Source organism: Mycolicibacterium novocastrense (assembly GCF_001499835.1).
GTDB classification, from domain to species: Bacteria; Actinomycetota; Actinomycetes; order Mycobacteriales; family Mycobacteriaceae; genus Mycobacterium; species Mycobacterium novocastrense.
In genome coordinates this window covers 203,855-224,386 of sequence record NZ_LQIH01000023.1, presented here as the reverse complement: position 1 = coordinate 224,386, position 20,532 = coordinate 203,855, and the positions used below count along the sequence as shown (strand labels likewise).

Here is a 20,532-nt window from a genome sequence, read left to right as displayed (position 1 = left end):
CGGTACGGCGACGACGCCCGATCAGGCCAGGTAGTCCGGCGGCAGCCCGTCGAGCATGCCCTTGAGCATCCGCACCGCGTACTCCGAGGACCCGCCCCCGACGATCATCGCGGCGAAGGCCATGTCGCCGCGGTATCCGGCGAACCACGAGTGCGATCCGCCCGCGAACTCCGCCTCACCGGTCTTGCCGCGCACGTCGCCCGCACCCTGTAGATCCTCGGCGGTGCCGTTGGTCACCACCAGCCGCATCATCGGCCGCAGACCTTCGACGATCTTCGGGTCCATCGGCGCCGGGCCCTCGGCGATCTCCGTTTCTTTACCCTGAATCAGTTGCGGGACAGGGGTTTTCCCGGCCGCGACGGTCGCCGCGGCCAACGCCATACCGAACGGGCTGGCCAGCACCTTGCCCTGACCGAAGCCGTCCTCGGTGCGCTCGGCGAGGTCGACGGTGGGGGGCACGGAACCGGTCACGGTCCTCAGGCCGGGGATGTCGTAATCGGCGCCCAGGCCGTACTTGGCCGCGGCCATCGTCAACCCGCGCGGCGGCATCCGGCTGGCCAACTCGGCGAAGGTGGTGTTGCAGGAACTGGCGAACGCCCGCGACATCGGCACGGTGCCGAGGTCGAAGCCGCCGTAGTTGGGCACCGTGCGGTGGCCGATGTCCATCGTGCCGGGGCACGGAAGCATCGTGTTGGGAGTGGCCATATCGCGCTCGATGGCCGCCCCGGCGGTCACCATCTTGAACGTCGAACCGGGCGGATACAGGCCGGTGGTGGCGATGAGACCTTCGGTGTCGGCGGCCGCGTTCTGCGCGACGGCCAGGATCTCACCGGTCGACGGTTTGATCACGACGATCATCGCCTTCTTGCCGGTGAAGTTGACCGCGTTCTGCGCGGCGTTCTGCACCGAACGGTCGAGGCTGATCCGGATCGAGGGCGCGGGATCACCCGCCACCTCGTTGAGCACGTCGACGTCGACGCCGTTCTGGTTGACGGTGACCACCCGCCACCCCGCGTTTCCGCCGAGTTCACCCGCGACCGCCCTCTTGACCTCGCCGACGATCGCCGGCGCGAATTTCTCGTCGGTGGGCAGCATTTCGGCAAGCGGCGTGATGACCACACCGGGTTGCGCACCGATCGCGGCGGCCACCGGGTCGTGGTCGGACTTGCGCAGCGTGATCAGGTTCAGCGGCTGCTTGGATGAGCTGGCCTGCTCGGCGAGCCGCTGCGGGTCGAGCGTGTTGTCGAACGGCCGCAAGGCATCCACGACGGCCCGGGCGGTCTGCATCAGCGACCCGCCCGCCGCCCGGGCGTCCAGCGAGTAGCTGTACAGGTATCCGGGCACCAGCACCTCGGTACCGCCGCGTTCGATCACCGACGCCCGCGGCGGCGCGTCGGCGCGCAGCGCGAAGGTCTGGTTCTCGCCGAGTCGCGGGTGCAGGCCGGTGGCGCTCCACCGCACGATCCAGCGGCCTTCGTCGCGGACCATGTTGAGCTGTCCGTCGTAGGTCCAGGTCCGGTCCTTGGGCAGATGCCACGTGTAGCGGTAGGTGACGCTGCCGGTGTCCATCGCGTACTTGGAGCCCAGGATCTGCGTGTCCACGTGGGTGGCTTGCAGCCCGGCCCACGCCTCGTTGAGGTCTTCGCGCGCATCGGCGGGCCGATCGCTGAGTTCGGCCGCGCCCGCGGTGTCCCCGGTCGCGAGCGCCGCGAAGAACTTCTCGGCGGCGGTCTCGGGCCCGGCGGGCTTGGGCGTACAGGCGCTGTTGAGGCCGACGGCCACGATTCCGACCGCGGCCAAGCACATGATGCGTGTTACTGAAGATGCCATTGGGGCAGATGTTACGAAGTCGAGACCTGCAATCCCGGTAGGCGCACCGATTTTTGCGAGTCGGTTCTCCGATTGGGCGGCTTAACGGGTTGATTGCACGCACCTGGCGCGTGAGATCAACCCCTTAAGGGCGAATCGGCGCCTGGGGCCGTCTGCCGGTCGGCGCGCCCGCGGCCGTCTGCCGGTCGGCGCGCCTGGCGCCTCAGCCCGCGGTCGGCCCGGCGCCGAATGTCAGCCCGCGGCCGGTGCCCGCACCACCAGCGGCACTCCCGGGAAGTAGGCGGCCATCTCCGAGCGCGACTTGCGCAGCGCCGCGGTGCCGTAACCCTGCTTGCGATGGTCGGGGTGGATCCAGATCCGCACGTTGACCTCACCGGAGACCAGGTCGCCGAACACCATCCCGATCTTCTCGGAGCCGTGCACCGCGACCAGCCAAGCCGCCTCTTCCGCGTCGACGCGTCGCAGGCCGGCGCGGATCTCGTCGTCGAGGTCGCCCGCGGGGGCGCGCGACCCGTCGCCCGCCTCGCGCACGTCCTGGGTGCGTGCGGCGAAGATGTCGCGATCGGCGTCGGCGAGGAACGGGCGCAGCGCCATGCTGTCCGCGCTGCGTGCCGGCTCACCCATGGTGAAGCTGAGCTGGTTGTTGAGGTCCTCGAGTTCGGCGGCGATCCGGCGCCGCGACACCTTGGTCAGCCGATCGAACGACAGCCGCAGCACCGCCTCGGCGGCCGTGTGCGATGCGCCGAGCATGCTCGCGATCGCCTCGATCGCGGCGTCATAGTCCTCGGAATCGACGATGACGTCGAGCAGTTCGTGCCGCCGTTCCAGCGCGCGAACCATCGTGTCGGCGATCTCCCTGCGCGCGATTGTCCGGTCGTCGTCAGCCATGCCGTGAGCGTAAATGAGTCGGGCGCCCGGAACGGTCAGTCGAGCAGAACGGTCGCGAACGTTCCCACCTGTTGGAAGCCGACGCGCTCATAGGTGGCCCGCGCGACGGTGTTGAAGTCGTTGACGTACAGGCTCGCCGTGCGCCCGGACCGGACCACCGCCTCGGCCAGCGTGGCGGTGCCCGTGGCGCCCAGACCATGCCCGCGCCAGTCGGGGTGCACCCACACGCCCTGGATCTGTCCGACCGTCGGCGACTGCGAACCGACCTCGGCCTTGAACACCACCTCGCCGCGTTCGAAGCGGGCCCACGCCCGGCCCGCGGCGATCAGACCGGCGACCCGCCTGCGGTATCCCCTGCCTCCGTCGCCGAGCCGCGGGTCGATGCCGACCTCACCGATGAACATGTCGATCGAGGCGACGAGGTAGGCGTCGAGTTCGTCGGCACGCACCTGGCGTACGGCGGGATCGGTCGCACACGACGGCGGTGTGCTCAACGCCAGAAGCGGCTGATGCTCACGCACATCGCGGGCGGCACCCCAGGCGTTCTCGAGGCGACGCCACATCGGCAGCACCAACTCGGCCCGCCCGACCAGCGAGGAGCAGCGACGCGCGGTGCTCATCGCCTTCTCGGCGAACGCATGAAGGTCAATCATGTCCCCGCGCAACGGAATCAGGTTCGCACCGGCGTAGCACAGCGATTCGGTGGGTCTGCGCCGCGTCCACAGCTCCCCGCCGATCGCCGAAGGTTCCACACCGTATTCGGCCACCCGGCAGGCGACCATGCATGAGCCGATCGGATCCTCGTCGAGCACCCGCATCACGGCGCCGACGTCACGCACCACCGAGACCCGTCGTTCGTCAACGTGACGAAACAGCGGCGGTGCCGACATGGGATCTCTTTCTCGCCGACACCGGGCGGTCTACCCGGTGTTTGGGATCACATTCAGCTTACGGTCACGACCGGCGAACCGCTGGCATCTGTTCCCCGCTCTGTGTTGATTTCTGAGGCCAACCTCATTGCCTCTTCGATCAGCGTCTCGACGATCTGGGCCTCGGGGACGGTCTTGATGACCTCGCCCTTGACGAAGATCTGACCCTTGCCGTTGCCGGACGCCACCCCGAGGTCGGCCTCGCGCGCCTCGCCGGGACCGTTGACGACACAACCCATCACGGCGACGCGCAGCGGAACGTCCATCCCCTCCAGTCCGGCGGTGACCTCGTTGGCCAACGAGTAGACGTCGACCTGGGCGCGCCCACACGACGGGCACGACACGATCTCCAGCGACCGCGGACGCAGGTTCAGCGATTCGAGGATCTGGTTGCCCACCTTGACCTCTTCGGCGGGCGGCGCCGACAGCGAGACGCGGATGGTGTCGCCGATGCCCTTGGACAGCAGTGCGCCGAACGCGACCGCCGACTTGATCGTGCCCTGGAACGCCGGGCCCGCCTCGGTGACGCCCAGATGCAGCGGGTAGTCGCACTGCGCGGCCAGCTGTTCGTAGGCGGCCACCATCACGACGGGGTCGTTGTGCTTGACGCTGATCTTGATGTCGCCGAAGCCGTGCTCTTCGAACAGCGACGCCTCCCACAACGCCGACTCGACCAGCGCCTCGGGCGTGGCCTTGCCGTACTTCTCCATGAAGCGCTTGTCCAGCGATCCGGCGTTCACGCCGATGCGGATCGGGACGCCCGCCGCGCCCGCGGCCTTGGCGACCTCGCCGACCCGGCCGTCGAACTCCTTGATGTTGCCGGGGTTGACGCGCACGGCCGCGCAGCCGGCGTCGATGGCGGCGAAGATGTACTTCGGCTGGAAATGGATGTCGGCGATCACCGGAATCTGGCTGTGCCGGGCGATCTCGGCGAGCGCGTCGGCGTCCTCCTGTCGCGGGCACGCCACCCGCACGATGTCGCAACCCGACGCGGTCAGTTCGGCGATCTGCTGCAACGTGGAGTTGACGTCGTGGGTCTTGGTGGTGCACATGGACTGCACCGCGATCGGGTGGTCGCTGCCGATGCCGACATCGCCGACCATCAACTGACGGGTTTTGCGTCGGGGTGCCAGAACCGGCGCCGGGGGCGCCGGCATGCCCAGTCCGATTTGTTGGCCGGAGGCCATTTACTCTCCTACTGCTTACTGGAAGATTCTGATGGGGTTGACGAAGTCGGCGGTCACGGTCAACAGCATGTAGCCGGCCACCACGACGAGGATCACGTACGTGGCGGGCATCAGCCGCAGATAGTTGACCGGAGCCGCGGCCACTTTGCCGCGTGCCGACCGGATCGTGTTGCGGATTTTCTCGTAGAACGCGATCGCGATGTGGCCACCGTCGAACGGCAGCAGCGGTACCAGGTTGATCGCGCCCAGCACGAAGTTCAATTGCGCCAAGAAGAACCAGAACGCGACCCACAGCCCCTGGTCCACGGCGTCGCCGCCGATGATGCTGGCGCCGACGACGCTGATCGGTGTTTCGGGGTCACGCTCCTCACCGCCGATGGAGCGCACCAGCGCGCCCATCTTGGTCGGCAGCTTGGCCAGCGACTTACCGATCTCCACGGCCAGGTCGCCGGTGAACGCGATCGTCGCGGGTGCCGCCGACAGCGCGTTGTACTGCGTGGGCCCGAACTGCGCCGCGGTGATACCGACCGTGCCGACGGGAACCGGTTCGGCCACATCACCCTTGGCGACCCACCGCTGGGCGGGGACGACGTCGACGAGGGTCGTGAACTCGTCGCCGTCGCGCTGCACGGTGAACTCGGTCGGACCGTCGAGCGCGCGGACGGCGGTGACCAACTCGTCGAAGTTCGCCACCGGCGTATCGCCGATCTTGACCACCGTGTCCCCGGCTTGGATGCCCGCGGCCGCGGCCGGCGAGGGCGCCAGGCAGTCACCGAGCTGACCCCTGCTGACTTCGGCCTTCACGCACGACGTCTCACCGACGATCGCCGTGGTCGGCGCGTGCAGGTTGGGCAGGCCCCACACCACGGCGATGCCGTAGATCAGCACCAGGCCGATGACGAAGTTCATCCCCGGCCCGGCGGCCAACACCGCGACGCGCTTCCACGTCTTCTGCTTGTACATCGCGCGGTCCTGCTCGTCGGGCGCGAGTTCCTCCACCGAGGTCATGCCCGCGATGTCGCAGAATCCGCCCAGCGGGACCGCCTTGACGCCGTACTCGGTGCGGTCCCCGAGCTTGTTCGCCCGCCACGTCGCCCACAGCGTCGGACCGAAGCCCACGAAGTAGCGGCGCACCTTCATTCCGGTGGCGCGCGCCACCCACATGTGGCCGCATTCATGCAGCGCCACCGAAACCAAGATGGCCAGTGCGAACAGCACGACACCGGTGAGCCACATCATCTGGTGCTGATTACCTTCCGCTCGACCGCGCGCGCGGCACGGTCACGCGCCCACTGCTGGGCGTCAAGTACGTCATCCACGGTAGCTGGTTCGGCGGCCCACTGGTCGGCAGCGCGCAGCACGTCGTCGATGGTGCGCACGATCTCCGGGAAGCGGATACGCCCGTCGAGGAACGCCGCGGCCGCCTCCTCGTTGGCGGCGTTGTAGACCGCCGGCAGGCAGCCACCCCCTTCCCCGGCGTGGCGGGCCAGCGCCACGGCGGGGAACACCTCATCGTCGAGCGGCTCGAAATCCCAGGTCGAGGCGGTGCTGAAGTCGCAGGCCAACGCCGCCGCGGGAACCCTCTGCGGCCACCCGAGGGCCAGCGCGATCGGCAGCTTCATATCCGGCGGGCTGGCCTGCGCCACCGTCGAACCGTCGGTGAACGTGACCATCGAGTGCACGATCGACTGCGGGTGCACCACCACCTCGATGCGGTCGTAGGGCACGCCGAACAGCAGGTGCGTCTCGATCAGCTCGAGCCCCTTGTTGACCAGCGACGCCGAGTTGAGCGTGTTCATCGGCCCCATCGACCAGGTCGGGTGGGCGCCGGCCTGCTCGGGGGTCACCGACTCCAGCCGCTCGGCGTCCCAACCGCGGAAGGGACCGCCCGATGCGGTCAGCACGATCTTGGCCACTTCGTCGGGGCCACCTGCGCGCAGGCACTGCGCCATCGCCGAGTGTTCGGAGTCCACGGGCACGATCTGACCTGGTCGGGCGGCCTTGAGCACCAAGGGGCCACCGGCGACGAGCGACTCCTTGTTCGCCAGCGCCAGGCGTGCACCGGTCCCGAGCGCGGCCAGCGTCGGCCGCAGCCCCAGCGCGCCGACGAGCGCGTTGAGCACGACGTCGGCATCGGTGTTCTCGACGAGCGCGGTGACGGCGCCGGGTCCTGCGTACGTGACGTCTCCGACGCGGGCGGCGGCCACCTGGTCGGCGACCGCGATATTGGTCACACCGGTCGTTGCACGCTGCCGCGCCAGCAGGTCCGGGTTGGCGCCGCCGGCGGCCAGGCCGACCACCTCGAAGCGGTCGGGGTTGGCGGCGATGACGTCGAGCGCCTGCGTCCCGATCGATCCGGTGCTGCCGAGGATCAGCACGCGTCGCCGGCCTGACGCCCCGTCGCCGCGCTCGGCTCCGCCGGAAATACTCACCGAACCATTGTGCCGCCTGCCGGCGCCCACTCGTCAGCCCTGCCGAGGGAGGGCGTCATCCGCCGTCGAATTGTGACGCGAATCTGACGGGACCCATCCACTCACCGCCGCGGTCCGAATTCCCGGTGTCACAGCAGAGGACGGCACCAACCCGTCCACGACAAGGGAGCAGCGCATGAAGATCAACTTCGGCAAGTCCGTATCCGTGGCGGGGGTGGCCGCGGCCGCGATCCTGACCCTCTCGGCGTGTTCGAACGACGCCACCTCCGCGGCGCCCTCGGCCGCGGCGGAGTCGACGCCGACCAGCGTCGCGCCCGCACCGATGGAGCAGTCCATGGACCCGGCCGCCGATTTGGTGGGGGCCGGTTGTGCGACGTACGCCGAACAGGTGCCCTCGGGTCCGGGCTCGGTGGCCGGAATGGCGCAGGACCCGGTGACTGTCGCCGCGTCGAACAACCCGATGCTCACGACGCTGACGCAGGCGCTGTCCGGACAGCTCAACCCGAACGTCAACCTCGTCGACACGCTCAACGGCGGGGAGTTCACCGTCTTCGCCCCGACCGATGAGGCGTTCGGAAAGATCGATCCGGCCACCATCGAGACCCTCAAGACCGACAGTGAGCTGCTGACCAGCATCCTCACCTACCACGTGGTGCCCGGGCAGGCCAGCCCGGCGCAGGTCCCCGGCGACCACAAGACGGTCCAGGGCGCCAACGTCTCGGTCACCGGCGAGGGCGCCGGCCTCAAGGTCAACGACGCAGGCCTGGTGTGCGGCGGGGTGTCGACCGCCAACGCGACGGTGTACATGATCGACACCGTCCTGATGCCCCCGGCCGCCTCATAGGCCAACCGACCGCGAGCGGGCGCGGAATCGCTTGAACTCCACATGCGCGATTCCGCGTCCGCTCGCCTCTTGAAGGACCGCGAATGTTCACCCTCGTTCTCATCGGCTTCCTCGGCGGACTGATCACCGGCATCTCGCCGTGCATCCTGCCCGTGCTGCCGGTGATCTTCTTCTCCGGCACGCAGACCGCTCGCCTCGAGGCGGGTGCACCCGCGGCCCCCGGCGCAGCCACCGCCACCGCAACACGGCCTTCCCTCGTCGAGCGGCTGCGGCCCTACCTGGTGATCGCCGGGCTGGTGGTCAGCTTCTCGACCGTGACGCTGCTCGGTTCGACGGTGCTGTCGCTGCTTTCCCTGCCGCAGGACGCGATCCGCTGGGTCGCGCTGGTCGCGCTCATCGCCATCGGCGCCGGCCTGATCTTCCCCAAGTTCGAGGCGCTGCTGGAAAAGCCGTTCACGCGACTACCGCAGAAGCAGTTCGGTTCCGGGCGAGGCGGATTCGGTCTCGGTTTGGCGCTCGGCGTCCTGTACGTGCCGTGCGCGGGACCGGTGCTGGCCGCCATCATCATCGCGGGGGCCACCGGCAGCATCGGCATCGCCACCGTGGCGTTGACCCTGTCCTTCGCCGTCGGTGCCGCGCTGCCTCTGCTGTTCTTCGCACTCGCGGGCCGTCGCGTCGCGGAACGGGTCGCGGCCTTCCGAAACCGCCAGCGCCAGATCCGCATCGCCGCCGGGGTGGTCACGATTCTGCTGGCACTCGCGTTGGCGCTCAACCTGCCGGCCGCGCTTCAGCGTGCCATCCCGGACTACACGAGCACCCTGCAGGAGCGGGTCGGCGGTGACGAAAAGATCCGGCAACAACTCAACCTCGGCGGGCTGGTCAACGACCAGAACAGGCTGCTGTCCAACTGCAGCAACGGCGCTCCCGAACTCGAGAGTTGTGGGCCGGCGCCGGACCTGACGGGCATCACCGCCTGGCAGAACACGCCCGGGGCCGGCCCGGTCGATCTGAAAGCGTTGCGCGGCAAGGTGGTTCTGGTCGACTTCTGGGCGTACTCGTGCATCAACTGTCAGCGGGCGATCCCGCACGTCGTCGACTGGTATACCGCGTACCGGGAGGCCGGGCTGGAGGTGATCGGTGTGCACACCCCGGAGTACGCCTTCGAACGGGTACCGGACAACGTTGCAAGCGGTGCCCGAGACCTGGGCATCACCTATCCCATCGCGCTCGACACCAACTACTCGACCTGGACGAACTACCGCAACCGGTACTGGCCGGCCAAGTACCTGATCGACGCCGAGGGCACGGTGCGCCACATCAAATTCGGCGAAGGTGACTACGCCAGGACGGAACAGTTGATCCGCCAACTGCTTTCGCAGGCCAATCCGGAGGCCGCCTTGCCACCCCCGACCGAACAAATCGACGCCACACCCCCGCGCGGGCTCACTCCCGAGACCTATCTCGGTGTCGGCAAGATGGTCAACTACGGCGGTAGCGGTACCTACGACCAGGGCACCTTCACCTTCGCCGATTCAAAACTCCCGTCCGAGGACACATTCGGGCTTCGAGGGCGCTGGAAGCTCGACTACCAGGGCGCCACCGCCGAGGGCCCGGACTCGACGATCCGGCTGGACTACCACGCCCGCAACGTGTATCTCGTGGTCGGCGGGACCGGCACGGTGACGGTGACGCGCGACGGTGAATCGCGCCGGATCCCGATCGACGGCCCGCCGAGGTTGCGACAACTCGTCGGTGACGACGCCGTCCGCGGCGGGACGTTGGAGGTTCAGCTGAGCCGAGGCCTGCAGGCGTTCTCCTTCACCTACGGCTGAAATCCGACCCATCTGGGAACCGGCCGGCTCCGAATAGCCATTGCAAGCAAGTTCCGGCGGCACCTGCCGTCCCGTCCAGAAGTGGAGTGCGAGTGATGAATACCAGGAAGAAGATCGTCAGCGCGGGCGTGGCCGCACTGGGGGCCGCGGGCCTGATGCTGGGCACAGCGGCCACCGGGCATGCCGAGATGGTGGGCCCGGGTTGCACCGCGTACGCGCAGCAGGTGCCGGCGGGCCCGGGCTCGGTGATGGGCATGGCCCAGGACCCGGTCGCGGTCGCCGCCTCGAACAACCCGCTGCTGACCACGTTGACGAAAGCCGTTTCGGGGCAACTCAATCCGCAGGTCAACCTCGTCGACACGCTCAACGGGGGCCAGTTCACGGTGTTCGCGCCGACCGATGACGCGTTCGCCAAGCTGGACCCGGCCACCATCGAGACGCTCAAGACCGATGCCCCGCTGTTGACGAGCATCCTGACCTATCACGTGGTGCCCGGTCAGGCCGGCCCGGCCCAGGTGGTCGGCACGCACAAGACCGTTCAGGGCGCCGACGTCACCGTGACCGGACACGGCAACGATCTGAAGGTGAACGACGCCTCGGTCGTCTGCGGTGGTGTACAGACGGCCAACGCGACCGTCTACCTCATCGACTCGGTGCTGCTGCCGCCCAACTGACCAATCCCGCCACCGGAATCGGAGGGCAGCCCGTGCCACCCCCAGCCGGGCTGCCCTCCCCGGCTAGAGGCTGCCGAGTTGTTGCAGCAGCCCGTGCAGGTCGAGTTGGCCGCGGTGCGCGACCAGCGTGTCGCCCTGAAACCGGTCGATGTGGATTCCGGCGACCGCGACCTTGGCGCCCGTCGCCGGGATGCCGCGGAACTCGCCGTCATGGGTGCCGGTGAACGTGAATCGCGTGATGCCGTGCGAACCGTCGACCAGAATCTCTTCGATCGCATGCCGGCCGTCGGAGAACCCCCGAGTGAACTCTTCGAGGTGCGCCTGCCACTCCTGCCACCCCAGGACGGGTGGGCCGGCGACCTCGACGACCAGCCGGGGTGAGACCAGGGTCTGCACCGTCGCCCAGTCCCGGCGGTCGATCGACGTGTAGAGGCACTCGACCAGATCGCGAATCTCGTCCTCGCTGAACGTCATGGCCGCACCTTGGCGATGATGGTCTCGGCGAACCGCTCGATCGGCTCCCGGTACCGCTCCACCCCGCCGGGTTCGAGGTCCATCCCCATCCAGGGACTGCACATCACCGCGGTGATGCCGGCGTCTTCGGCCCGCTTGTACAGATCCGGCGTCGGAGGCTCGAGCAGCGCCAGCATGATGTCGAAGCGTTCGTTCTCGCGGCCGTACTCGCGCAGCAGCGCGCGCAACTTCTGGCAGTAGCCCACGGCGTCGTCCCACCGGTAGGCGTAGCCGACCCAGCCGTCACACAGTCGTGCCGCGCGGCGCAGCGCGGCGTCGGACTCCCCTCCGCACAGGATCGGCACCGGGGCCACCGGATGGGGTTCGATCATCATCTCCGGCACTTGGTAGTACTGGCCGCTCCACGACACCCAACCGCCGCGCCACAGTTCGCGCAGGGCGGGAATCATCTCGTCGAGCCGCTTGCCGCGGGTTGCGAAATCCTGCCCCATCAACTCGTATTCCTCGCGCATCCAGCCCACGCCCGCGGCCAGCGACACCCGGCCGTCGGACAGCACCGACGCGGTCGCGACCTGCTTGGCCACTTCCAACAGCGGGCGTGCCGGCGCGATGTAGACGGCGTTGGAGAACCGCAGCCGGGTCGTCGCCGCGGCCATCGCACCGATCTGCACCCAGCAGTCCGGCCAGGCGGTCTCCGGTGCCCACATCGGCTTTCCGGTCGGCGAATCCGGATACGGCGAACTGAGTTCGCGCGGATAGATCATGTGGTCCGAGCACACCATCCCGTCGTAGCCGGCCTCGTCGAAGGCGCGTGCGAGCCCGAGGATCTCTGACGTTTTCATGAACGCGGTGCCCGACCAGAACTCCATCCTGTTTCTCTATCGCGAATTCCGGGCAGCATCAATGCCATGCCCACATTGTTGTGGTTTCGTCGCGATCTGCGGCTGAGCGATCTGCCCTCCCTGCTGGCCGCGGCCGCCGGTGACGGTGAGGTGCTCGCCTGTTACGTCCTCGACCCCCGGCTGGAAGCCTCGGCCGGTGCCCGTCGACTGCAGTACCTCTACGACGCGCTGCGCGATCTGCGCGACGGCCTCGGCGGCAGGCTGTACGTCACGCGAGGCCGGCCCGAAAAGCGAATACCCGCTGTCGCCAAGGCGATTGGCGCGTCGGCGGTGCACATCTCGGCGGACTACTCGCCGTTCGGCCGGCGGCGCGACGACGCCGTGGAGGCCGCACTGGGTGATATCCCCCTCGAGGCGTCGGGCTCGCCGTACCTCGTCTCCCCCGGCCGGGTGACCAAACCCGACGGAAGTCCGTACAAGGTGTTCACCCCGTTTTATCGGGCCTGGCGTGAACACGGCTGGCGTGCGCCCGCCAAGTCCGGCCCGAAATCGGCGCGCTGGCTCGAGCCGGCCGATGTCGGGGGCACGGTGGACATCCCCGACGCGGGGGGCGACCTCGACCGGCCCGCCGGTGAGACCGCCGCCCGCAAGCAGTGGAAGTCGTTCGTGGCCAACGGCCTCGACACGTATGCCGACGACCGCAACCGCCCCGATCTGGACAGCACCAGCCGCATGTCGGCGCATCTGAAGTTCGGCGCCATCCATCCGCGCACCATGGCCGCCGACCTCGGCCGAGGTGAGGGCGCGCAGGCGTACCTGCGGGAGTTGGCGTTTCGCGACTTCTACGCCGCGGTGCTCAACGAATGGCCACGCAGCGTCTGGTGGAACTTCAATCGGTCGTTCGACGAGATGAGCCTCGACGGCGGCCCCGAGGCGCAGAAGCGGTTCGAGGCCTGGAAAGAGGGCAGGACGGGTTATCCGATCGTCGACGCCGGTATGCGCCAACTCGCCGAGACCGGCTGGATGCACAACCGGGTCCGGATGATCGTCGCCTCCTTCCTGGTCAAAGACCTGCACCTGCCGTGGCAGTGGGGTGCGCGCTGGTTCCTCGAGCAGCTGGTCGACGGCGACATGGCCAACAACCAGCACGGCTGGCAGTGGGCCGCGGGCACCGGCACGGACGCCGCGCCGTTCTTCCGCGTCTTCAACCCGACCACGCAGGGTGAGAAGTTCGATCCCGACGGCAGTTACGTGCGGCGCTGGGTGCCCGAGGTCGGCGACGACAGCTACCCGGCGCCCATCGTCGACCACGCCGCCGAACGCAAGGAGGCGCTGCGACGGTACGCCGAGATCACTTGATGATCTGGCCCCCGTCGACCGGCAGCGCCACGCCGGTCAGGTATCTGCCGGATGCGCCGCACAGGTACACCATCGCGTCGCTGATCGCCTCCGGCTCGACCGGCGGGACGTTGAGCAGCGGTTGCTGGCTGACGCTGAACGCCGGATGCTCTCCCGACCACTCGGCTAGCGCTTCGTTGTAGATCATCGGCGTGGCCACCCCGCCGGGGTGAACCGAGTTGACGCGAATGTTCTTCTCCGCCAACGCCCGCGCGAAGTGGCGCATCACGCCGATGACACCGTGCTTGGCGACGGTGTATCCGGCCGCGCCGTGGTTCATGGTGCCGAAGTCGACGGTAACGGGCTTGAACGCGGCCGCCGAACTGGTGATCACGATCGCGCCGCCGTCGCCGTGGGCGAGCAGGGCGGGCAGCGTCGCGGTGATCGTGTAGTAGACGCCGTTGAGCATGACGTTCACTGCGTCGACGAACGCGGAGATCTCGCGGCCCTGCTCCCCCGCGGCGGGCAGGATCCCCGCGTTGGCGAGCACGAAGTCGATGCGGCCGAGATCTTGGGCTCCCTTGGCCGCGATCTCCTGCATCCGCTCCAGGTCGCGGACGTCCCCGCGTTCGGCGATGATCCTGCGGCCGGTCTTCTCCACCAGGTTGACGGTCTCGTCGAGGTCCTCCGACGTCGCCATGGGGTAGGCGACGCTGTCGATCTGCTCGCACAGGTCGACGGCGATGATGTCGGCGCCCTCCTCGGCGAACCGGACGGCGTGCGCCCGGCCCTGGCCTCGCGCGGCGCCGGTGATGAATGCGACCTTGCCTTCGAACTGCATGTGCCGTTCTGCTCCTCGCCTCGGCGGTGTCCTGCCGCATCACCCTACGGCCGGCGTAGTAGGCGCCCTGTTTTGGGCATATGCCAGAATGTCGGGCAGTACCGAGCCCGACCATGAGGAGCAGCCGTGGCCAACACCGAGGTGCAGCGACACAGCGGGGTCGACGTCGAAGACGTGCCGTCCGCCGAGTGGGGCTGGTCCAAGGAGAACCCCAAGTTCTTCCACATCGGCGGCATCATCGCGGCGCTCTTCCTGCTTTCCCTCATCCACGGCAACCACACCGGACGCGTCGAGGACCTGTTCCTGGTCGGATTCGCGGTGGCGATTCTCGCCGCGGTCGCGCGCGACTGGTGGCTGCGCAGACGCGGCTGGATCCGCTAGACCGGATTCAACGGCCGGAAGGAATCGATCCCGAGGTCGAACAGCGTCTCGGTGGCGCCGACAGAATGCGTCAGCCCGGCCGCGGCCACGGCGTGGGTCTTGAATGCGCGGGCTGCGACGCTGAGCTGGTGCTCGACCGTGCCGACGGGATCACCGAGCGCACCCGGCCGGTCGTCACCCCAGGCCATCACCTCGGCGCCGCGCTTGGCCAGCTCCAAGACGCGGGCGCGAACCCCCGGATCCTCGCGCAGCAGCGCCGCACTGACCGCCAGCACGCCGTTGCGTGGCACGGCGCGCAGCACGGCCTCTGAGGTGTCGCCGACGGTGTTGGCGCCCAGGATCTTCAACGGCCGCTGGTCGGCACAGTGTGCGACCCAGACGTCGACATCCCACCCGGCCCGGGCCCGGTCGAACAGCCAGCCTCCGGCAGCCCCGATGACATCGGCCAGGTCCGCCGCCAGGACCGTCAGGTGATGGTGGTTGGCCGGGCCGTCGGCAGCCGGAGGACCGTCGACCGACACGACGTCGCCGGGAAAGGGTCGAGTTGCCATAGTTCCTATCCGATCGGGTCAGCGACGCCGGTCGAGGGGGGTGTCACGGCGCCCCTAGAGCGTGACACTCTTGTCGCGATCTGTAAAGGTCCGCGTCTGTGTCGATCAGTGGGCGGCCAGCGGCAGGGTTGCTGCCACAGTGGCCAACTCACCGGGCAGTCCGGCCGCGCGGCGGATATCGGCGAAGGATTCGAGCAGAGCGTCGGTGGCCTCATGCGGATCGTCGAGCGTGCGGTCGTCGGTCAGCACCGAGATGGCGAGTTGGTCGACGTAGCTCCACACGGTGATGTTCATCCCGCTGCCCGTGACGACCGGGCCCACCGAGTAGATCTCGCTGAGCACACCGCCCGCGATGTGTCCGCGGTCGCGGGGTCCCGCCACGTTGGAGATCGTCAGGTTCATCACCGCGCCGGACTCCATGCGGCGTGCCTGCAACCGAAAGAACCTGGGCGCCAACGCCGGCGGAAGGTATGACATCCACGCCGGAAGCACCGTCGGCCCGAGCAGCTGGTGGCTCTCCTTGGCGATCTTCGTCGCCACGGCGGTGAGCCGGACCCGTTCGAGCGGATCGGCGACGTGCACCGGAAGCGACGGCATCATGTAGGTGAACTCGTTGCCCGTCAACCGATCTGGCGAGGGGTTGGTGCTAACCGGGACGCCGGCGATCAGCGGTGCGTCGGCGCGCCCGTCGTAGCGCAGCAGCAGCGTGCGCAGTGCCCCGGCCGCGGTGGCCAGCACGATGTCGTTGAGCGTCACACCCAGATGCCTGCCGGTCTCCTTGACCTCCGCCAACGACAGCGGCGCCGTCGCAAAGCGCCGCCCGGGGGACACGACGTGGTTGATGAAGGTCTTCGGCGGCGCGAAGTTGCGGGCCAGGTCGGGATGACGGCCGCGCTCCTTGGCGCGCTTGCGCACCCGCGCGACACCGGACGCCGTCTCGTTGACGAGCCTGGGCAGCCGGCGGATGAGATGGCCGTGATCGCGGCCGGCGGCCTTGAGCAACTGCGCGGTGGACCGCATCGCGGGATCGGCGACGGCGCGAACCGGGGACGGCGTCTCATCTTCCAGGGCCTTGGCCAATTGGTTGGCCGAGGCGACGCCGTCGGCCAGGACGTGATGGACCTTGTGGATGATCGCGACGCGGCCGTCGGCCAGGCCCTCGGCGACGTACATCTCCCACAACGGCCGGCTGCGGTCCAGCGGCGTACTGGCGATCTGGCCGATCAGGTCGTCGAGCTCGCGCCGTCCACCCGGCGGCGCGACGTGCGTGCGGCGCAAGTGGTAGTCGAGATCGATGTCATGGTTCTCCCACCACATCGGATGGTGGAGTCGCAGCGGGATGTCGACGAGTTGGTAGCGCAGCGCCGACAGCGCCAGCAGGCGCGGATAGGCGACCTCCCGGAACATGTCGAAGCTGTAGTTCTCGACCCCCGACACGTCGAGGATGCCGATCTTGAGGGTGTGCATGTGGACCTCGGGCGTCTCGCTGTACAGCATCAACGCGTCCACGCCGTTGAGTCGCTTCATTCCCTCCCCGCATCCCTCACCCGGCCGACGCGTACCGGTTTCCCAATCGTGCTCTTTCTCAAGCGCGTTCGCTCAAGAGGTGACGATGTGCGCGAAATTTGTAAGGCTGACGGCATGAGTCTCGTCGCCGCCCGCGGACCGCTGAGCAACGATCCGGCCGGCTGGTTCACACCGCCACTGCCCGCCGACGTGGTGTTCATCGAGCCGCATCCGCGCCGCGTGCAGGCCTTGCGCGGCGGGCACACGGTGCTCGACACCGAGCGCGCGCTGATGGTGCACCGACGCGACCATCCGCTCAGCTACGCCTTTCCCGTCGACGAGGTCGACGAGCTTCCGTGGGAGCCGGTGGTCGAGGCGCCCGGATACGTCAGCGTGCCGTGGGATGCCGTCGACACCTGGCTGGAGGAAGGCCGCACGCTCGTGCACTATCCGCCCAACCCGTACCACCGCGTGGACTGCCGCCCGACACGTCGCGCGCTGCGGGTGACGGTGGGGGGCGAAGCACTGGTCGACACGACCGAGACGGTGATCGTCTTCGAGACGTCGCTTCAGGCTCGCCTCTACGTCGACCCGTCGCACGTGCGAACCGACCTGCTGCGGCCCTCACCGACCACCAGCTACTGCAACTACAAGGGCTACGCGTCGTACTGGTCGGCCGCCGTCGGTGACACGGTGGTCGAGGACATCGCGTGGAGCTATCCGGACCCGCCGCCCGAGACGTTGCCGATCGCGGGCTTCTTCAGCTTCGACCCCGCACGCGCCGATGTGCTGGCCGAGTTGCCGTCGCCCGACCCCCGCAGCTGAGCGTGCGCGAAATCCCGCCGAGATCTCGCGCACAGGCTCGGTTCGGCGTCAGGCTTTGGCGATCACCGACTCCCCGAACTCCTCGATGGTCTCGAGCACATGTGCCAGGCTGTCGCCCGGAAGCCCCACCTGAACCCACGTCACCCCGATCGCGGCCAGCTTCTCCAAGCCGGACAGGTACGCGTCGGCGTTGAAGTCGTCGCCGCCGGGGCTGCCGCCCTCGGGGCTGGTGAACGTGATGTCGATGCGCGACCAGTCGCGTCCTGCCTCATCGAAGCGGCGGCGAAGATCCTCGACACCGGATGCGAGTGCGTCGACGTCCATCGGCGCCGTGCGCGCGGTCTGGGCCAGTACAGCCGGTGCCGGGAACGGGCACCACCCGTCGCCGTGGGTGACGACGCGCTTGCGCGCGGCGGCGGTGTTGCCGCCGATCCAGATGGGGGGATGGGGGTCACTGACGGGTCGGGGGTGTGCGGTGATCCCGCTGGCGGTGAAATGGCGCCCCTCATACGAGTAGTCGTCAGTGGTCCAGATGCCGCGAATGACCTCCAACGCCTCCTCGAACAAGGCGGCTCGCTCCTCGAAATCGACTCCCAGCGCCGCGAATTCGCGTTTCAGGTAGCCGACACCCACGCCGAGCGTGAACCGTCCCTGCGACAACAGGTCCAACGTGGCACCAGCTTTGGCGACGACGAAGGGATTGCGGTACGGCAGCACGACGATGTTGGGGATGAGTCGCAGGCTCGTTGTCACCGCGGCCGCGTAACCCATCGCGACGAACGGGTCCACCGCGTCGTGCCCGCCGGCAGTCAACCAGCGCTCGGTCGGCGCCGGGTGGTCGGTGAAGCCGAAGCCGTGAAACCCCGCGGCCTCGGCGGCGGCCGCGACGGACGTGATCCCCGTGCCGGTGACCAACTCCGGGTTGTAGGGGTGGGTGTGCATCGGGTGGGTAAAGGTGAACCGCATGTCCTGGTGTCCCGTCTAGAACATTCTTCTCGTTTTCCGAGAATGTCGTTACCATGCGAACCGCGGAAAGTACAGCTTCGACAGGGATGGAACTGCGATATGGGGAAGCCCGAGATCGGCGTCTACCTGCCTCAGATGGGCTTCACCTATGAGCAGATGCTGGATCGCACCCGGCGCTGCGAGGAACTCGGCATCGACTCGCTGTGGCTCTACGACCATCTCTACGGCCCGGGCGTGCCGGATTATCCGTCGCTGGAGGCGTGGACTCTGGCCACCGCGCTGCTGAGCAACACCGAACGCATCCGCGTCGGACACATGGTGCTGTGCAACCAGTTTCGCCACCCCGCCGTCCTGGCCAAGATGGCCACCACGCTCGACCAGATCTGCCCGGGCCGGCTGCAACTCGGGCTCGGCAGCGGCTCGATCGAGGACGAGCACAACAGGGTGGGGCTGCCCTGGGGGTCGTTTCGCGAACGTTCCGAACGCCTCGGCGAGACGCTGGAGATCCTGACCCAGGCCTTCGCCGACGAGCGGATCGACTTCAGCGGCAAGCATTTCACCGTCACCGACTTCCCCGTCAAACCCGGCGCGGTGCACAGGCCGCCCATCGTGGTCGGCGGTGTCGGCGAGAAGTACACGCTGCCGCTGGTGGCGCGGTACGCCGATGTGTGGAATCTGCCGACGTACGCACTGCGGGAACTGCACCACAAGGTGTCGGTGCTGCGCGCAATCTGTGAGGACGTCGGCCGGGATCCGTCGAGCATCGTACTGTCGGTCGAGGCGGTGATGGCGCTGGCACCCGACGACGCAACGCTGCCCGACGTCCGGCAGCTCGCCGAGAAGCGTTTCGGCGCACCGGCATTCGGGCTGCGCGAGGGTGGCCTCATTGGGACGCCTTCGGCCGTCGTCGACCGGCTGCACGAATTGCAGGAGCTCGGTTTCGGCCAGATCGTGCTGTTCACCCACGATCGCGGATCCGACCAGACGTTGGACCTGTTGGCCTCCGAGGTGATCGCGCGACTCTAGGCGGGACGCTTCGCCGGCGGTGAGTAGTTCGGCCGCCCGAGTCCGAGCGCGTGCTGGGCGATCATGTTGCGGAACACCTCCAGCGTGCCGCCGTAGATACCGGCGGGCCCGGCCAGGCGGAAGGCGTACTCGACTCCCCCGTCGCCCGCCGCGCCTTCGGCGCCGGTCGGCAGGCCGCTTGCGGCGCCCAAGAGGTCCATCAGATCCGGTGCGACGTCCCGCATCGTCTGTGCGTTCGCCACCCGGCCGTACATCTCCGGCGTGCTCATCGCCGCCTCCATCCTGGCGATCGCGCGGCCGAGCCGATACCGGGCCGAACCCTCCTCGCTGACAACGGCGGCGACGTGGTCGACCGCCTCGGCGAGCAGCAACAGGTGCTCGGTCATCGTCGCCAGCTTCTGCAGACCCTGATCGTCGCGTTCGATGGTGCCGTGCTCGGCGTTGAGCGCCTCCCGCAACACCGACCAGCCCCCGTTGACGGCGCCGACGCGGTACCTGTCGTCGACGCGGACGTCGCTGTAGTAGGTGATGTTGGTGCGGTCGCCGTCGACGGTGCGGATCGGCTGGATCTCGATGCTCGGCGAAGACAGCGGCACCAGAAACATCGTCAGGCTCTGGTGTTTCGGCGCATGGGGGTCGGTGTTGGTGATCAGGAAGACGTAGTGCGCGTTGTGCGCGTTGGACGTGAACATCTTGGAGCCGTTGATCACCCAGGCGTCGCCGTCGCGCACCGCCCGGGTTTTGCAGGTCGCGACGTCCGAGCCGCCCTCGGGCTCGGTGTAGCCCAGGCACAGTCGGTAATGCCCCGAGAGAACCTTGGGGAGTATCTCCTGCTGCAGTTCGGCCGAGCCGAACTGCTGCAGGCTGCGCGCCACCATCATCGTCGTGGGCCAGTGGAACCACGGTGCGTGGGAACGGCCGATCTCCAGCTCCCAGATCCGTCGGCGAACAGCGTTGAACCCGCCCTCGGCCTCGGACTTGAAGTCCGCGGCGAGGTATCCCCGTGCGGCGAGCGCCAGATGGACGCCCTCGTCGAAGTTCTCGCCTGTTTCGCGGTCCCGCTGGATGACCTCGTCGGTGACCACGGAACGCAGGAACTCCCGGAGCTGGTCCTGGAACGCCCGGTCGTCCTCGCTCAGCGCTACACGGGAGAAGTCCACCCGGAC

Annotated in this window: 20 protein-coding genes; 7 read left to right on the top strand and 13 right to left on the bottom strand. The window is 68.3% G+C overall.

Features of this window, described 5'->3' with window-relative positions; genetic code table 11:
• Positions 1-21 precede the first annotated feature (21 nt).
• The 6 genes from AU072_RS17475 to dxr all read right to left on the bottom strand — a co-directional run bounded on the left by AU072_RS17475 (position 22) and on the right by dxr (position 7,266).
• Positions 22-1,806 (bottom strand): penicillin-binding transpeptidase domain-containing protein, encoded by a 1,785-nt coding sequence (locus AU072_RS17475; protein WP_456237911.1) that lies wholly within the window; start codon positions 1,804-1,806, stop codon positions 22-24.
• Between the two features lie 255 nt (positions 1,807-2,061).
• Complete coding sequence (locus tag AU072_RS17470; protein ID WP_064414941.1) at positions 2,062-2,718, bottom strand: GNAT family N-acetyltransferase; 657 nt, start codon at positions 2,716-2,718, stop codon at positions 2,062-2,064.
• Between the two features lie 35 nt (positions 2,719-2,753).
• Positions 2,754-3,608, bottom strand: a complete 855-nt coding sequence (locus AU072_RS17465; RefSeq protein WP_064414940.1) for a GNAT family N-acetyltransferase — start codon at positions 3,606-3,608, stop codon at positions 2,754-2,756.
• Positions 3,609-3,661: 53 nt separating this feature from the next.
• The gene (gene ispG, locus AU072_RS17460; RefSeq protein ID WP_064414939.1) at positions 3,662-4,834 is read right to left on the bottom strand and encodes a flavodoxin-dependent (E)-4-hydroxy-3-methylbut-2-enyl-diphosphate synthase; all 1,173 of its coding nucleotides are present in this window, start codon (positions 4,832-4,834) and stop codon (positions 3,662-3,664) included.
• 15 nt (positions 4,835-4,849) lie between these two features.
• The gene (locus tag AU072_RS17455; RefSeq protein ID WP_064414938.1) at positions 4,850-6,073 is read right to left on the bottom strand and encodes a M50 family metallopeptidase; all 1,224 of its coding nucleotides are present in this window, start codon (positions 6,071-6,073) and stop codon (positions 4,850-4,852) included.
• Positions 6,070-7,266: a 1-deoxy-D-xylulose-5-phosphate reductoisomerase gene (dxr, locus tag AU072_RS17450; RefSeq protein ID WP_174523678.1), complete on the bottom strand. Its 1,197-nt coding sequence runs from the start codon at positions 7,264-7,266 to the stop codon at positions 6,070-6,072. Before dxr ends, AU072_RS17455 begins: the two co-directional genes overlap by 4 nt.
• 175 nt (positions 7,267-7,441) lie before the next feature.
• Here dxr and AU072_RS17445 point away from each other — a divergent pair, with 175 nt between their 5' ends.
• The 3 genes from AU072_RS17445 (at position 7,442) to AU072_RS17435 (ending at position 10,616) form a co-directional block, all read left to right on the top strand.
• Positions 7,442-8,110, top strand: a complete 669-nt coding sequence (locus tag AU072_RS17445; RefSeq protein WP_064414937.1) for a fasciclin domain-containing protein — start codon at positions 7,442-7,444, stop codon at positions 8,108-8,110.
• An 83-nt stretch (positions 8,111-8,193) separates the two neighbouring features.
• A complete protein-coding gene (locus AU072_RS17440) occupies positions 8,194-9,942 on the top strand; it encodes a cytochrome c biogenesis protein DipZ (RefSeq protein ID WP_064414936.1) in 1,749 nt (582 codons plus the stop codon).
• A gap of 155 nt (positions 9,943-10,097) precedes the next feature.
• Positions 10,098-10,616, top strand: a complete 519-nt coding sequence (locus AU072_RS17435; RefSeq protein ID WP_234787682.1) for a fasciclin domain-containing protein — start codon at positions 10,098-10,100, stop codon at positions 10,614-10,616.
• Positions 10,617-10,679: 63 nt separating this feature from the next.
• On the opposite strand, the gene AU072_RS17430 is transcribed toward AU072_RS17435, so the two are convergent.
• A complete protein-coding gene (locus AU072_RS17430; RefSeq protein ID WP_064414934.1) occupies positions 10,680-11,090 on the bottom strand; it encodes an ester cyclase in 411 nt (136 codons plus the stop codon).
• A complete protein-coding gene (locus AU072_RS17425) occupies positions 11,087-11,959 on the bottom strand; it encodes a TIGR03619 family F420-dependent LLM class oxidoreductase (protein WP_064414933.1) in 873 nt (290 codons plus the stop codon). Before AU072_RS17425 ends, AU072_RS17430 begins: the two co-directional genes overlap by 4 nt.
• Before the next feature lie 39 nt (positions 11,960-11,998).
• On the opposite strand from AU072_RS17425, the gene AU072_RS17420 reads away from it, so the two are divergent.
• Positions 11,999-13,291 (top strand): cryptochrome/photolyase family protein, encoded by a 1,293-nt coding sequence (locus tag AU072_RS17420; protein ID WP_064414932.1) that lies wholly within the window; start codon positions 11,999-12,001, stop codon positions 13,289-13,291.
• On the opposite strand, the gene AU072_RS17415 is transcribed toward AU072_RS17420, so the two are convergent.
• Positions 13,284-14,111, bottom strand: coding sequence for a mycofactocin-coupled SDR family oxidoreductase (locus AU072_RS17415; RefSeq protein ID WP_064414931.1), 828 nt, complete (start codon positions 14,109-14,111; stop codon positions 13,284-13,286). The two genes, AU072_RS17420 and AU072_RS17415, sit on opposite strands and share 8 nt — an antisense overlap.
• Before the next feature lie 126 nt (positions 14,112-14,237).
• Here AU072_RS17415 and AU072_RS17410 point away from each other — a divergent pair, with 126 nt between their 5' ends.
• Positions 14,238-14,492: a DUF2631 domain-containing protein gene (locus tag AU072_RS17410; RefSeq protein ID WP_064414930.1), complete on the top strand. Its 255-nt coding sequence runs from the start codon at positions 14,238-14,240 to the stop codon at positions 14,490-14,492.
• Here AU072_RS17410 and AU072_RS17405 read toward each other — a convergent pair.
• Entirely contained in the window at positions 14,489-15,043 is a 555-nt protein-coding gene (locus tag AU072_RS17405) for a hypothetical protein (RefSeq protein ID WP_235629775.1), read from the bottom strand. The two genes, AU072_RS17410 and AU072_RS17405, sit on opposite strands and share 4 nt — an antisense overlap.
• Positions 15,044-15,148: 105 nt before the next feature.
• The gene (locus AU072_RS17400) at positions 15,149-16,570 is read right to left on the bottom strand and encodes a WS/DGAT/MGAT family O-acyltransferase (protein ID WP_064414928.1); all 1,422 of its coding nucleotides are present in this window, start codon (positions 16,568-16,570) and stop codon (positions 15,149-15,151) included.
• A 114-nt stretch (positions 16,571-16,684) separates the two neighbouring features.
• On the opposite strand from AU072_RS17400, the gene AU072_RS17395 reads away from it, so the two are divergent.
• Entirely contained in the window at positions 16,685-17,374 is a 690-nt protein-coding gene (locus tag AU072_RS17395) for a DUF427 domain-containing protein (protein WP_064414927.1), read from the top strand.
• Positions 17,375-17,422: 48 nt separating this feature from the next.
• Here the strand turns inward: AU072_RS17395 and AU072_RS17390 are convergent, their stop codons facing one another.
• A complete protein-coding gene (locus tag AU072_RS17390) occupies positions 17,423-18,340 on the bottom strand; it encodes an LLM class F420-dependent oxidoreductase (protein WP_064414926.1) in 918 nt (305 codons plus the stop codon).
• A 99-nt stretch (positions 18,341-18,439) separates the two neighbouring features.
• On the opposite strand from AU072_RS17390, the gene AU072_RS17385 reads away from it, so the two are divergent.
• On the top strand, positions 18,440-19,366 hold the full coding sequence (locus AU072_RS17385; RefSeq protein WP_064414925.1) for an LLM class flavin-dependent oxidoreductase: 927 nt from the start codon (positions 18,440-18,442) through the stop codon (positions 19,364-19,366).
• On the opposite strand, the gene AU072_RS17380 is transcribed toward AU072_RS17385, so the two are convergent.
• Positions 19,363-20,526, bottom strand: a complete 1,164-nt coding sequence (locus AU072_RS17380; RefSeq protein WP_064414924.1) for an acyl-CoA dehydrogenase family protein — start codon at positions 20,524-20,526, stop codon at positions 19,363-19,365. The two genes, AU072_RS17385 and AU072_RS17380, sit on opposite strands and share 4 nt — an antisense overlap.
• Between the last annotated feature and the right edge of the window lie 6 nt (positions 20,527-20,532).

Coding starts and splice junctions, on each gene's coding strand:
- AU072_RS17475 (WP_456237911.1), bottom strand. CDS start 1,806: ATGTGCTTGGCCGCGGTCGGAATCGTGGCCGTCGGCCTCAACAGCGCC.
- AU072_RS17470 (WP_064414941.1), bottom strand. CDS start 2,718: ATGGCTGACGACGACCGGACAATCGCGCGCAGGGAGATCGCCGACACG.
- AU072_RS17465 (WP_064414940.1), bottom strand. CDS start 3,608: ATGTCGGCACCGCCGCTGTTTCGTCACGTTGACGAACGACGGGTCTCG.
- ispG (WP_064414939.1), bottom strand. CDS start 4,834: ATGGCCTCCGGCCAACAAATCGGACTGGGCATGCCGGCGCCCCCGGCG.
- AU072_RS17455 (WP_064414938.1), bottom strand. CDS start 6,073: ATGATGTGGCTCACCGGTGTCGTGCTGTTCGCACTGGCCATCTTGGTT.
- AU072_RS17445 (WP_064414937.1), top strand. CDS start 7,442: ATGAAGATCAACTTCGGCAAGTCCGTATCCGTGGCGGGGGTGGCCGCG.
- AU072_RS17440 (WP_064414936.1), top strand. CDS start 8,194: ATGTTCACCCTCGTTCTCATCGGCTTCCTCGGCGGACTGATCACCGGC.
- AU072_RS17435 (WP_234787682.1), top strand. CDS start 10,098: ATGCTGGGCACAGCGGCCACCGGGCATGCCGAGATGGTGGGCCCGGGT.
- AU072_RS17430 (WP_064414934.1), bottom strand. CDS start 11,090: ATGACGTTCAGCGAGGACGAGATTCGCGATCTGGTCGAGTGCCTCTAC.
- AU072_RS17425 (WP_064414933.1), bottom strand. CDS start 11,959: ATGGAGTTCTGGTCGGGCACCGCGTTCATGAAAACGTCAGAGATCCTC.
- AU072_RS17420 (WP_064414932.1), top strand. CDS start 11,999: ATGCCCACATTGTTGTGGTTTCGTCGCGATCTGCGGCTGAGCGATCTG.
- AU072_RS17415 (WP_064414931.1), bottom strand. CDS start 14,111: ATGCAGTTCGAAGGCAAGGTCGCATTCATCACCGGCGCCGCGCGAGGC.
- AU072_RS17405 (WP_235629775.1), bottom strand. CDS start 15,043: ATGGCAACTCGACCCTTTCCCGGCGACGTCGTGTCGGTCGACGGTCCT.
- AU072_RS17400 (WP_064414928.1), bottom strand. CDS start 16,570: ATGAAGCGACTCAACGGCGTGGACGCGTTGATGCTGTACAGCGAGACG.
- AU072_RS17395 (WP_064414927.1), top strand. CDS start 16,685: ATGAGTCTCGTCGCCGCCCGCGGACCGCTGAGCAACGATCCGGCCGGC.
- AU072_RS17390 (WP_064414926.1), bottom strand. CDS start 18,340: ATGCGGTTCACCTTTACCCACCCGATGCACACCCACCCCTACAACCCG.
- AU072_RS17385 (WP_064414925.1), top strand. CDS start 18,440: ATGGGGAAGCCCGAGATCGGCGTCTACCTGCCTCAGATGGGCTTCACC.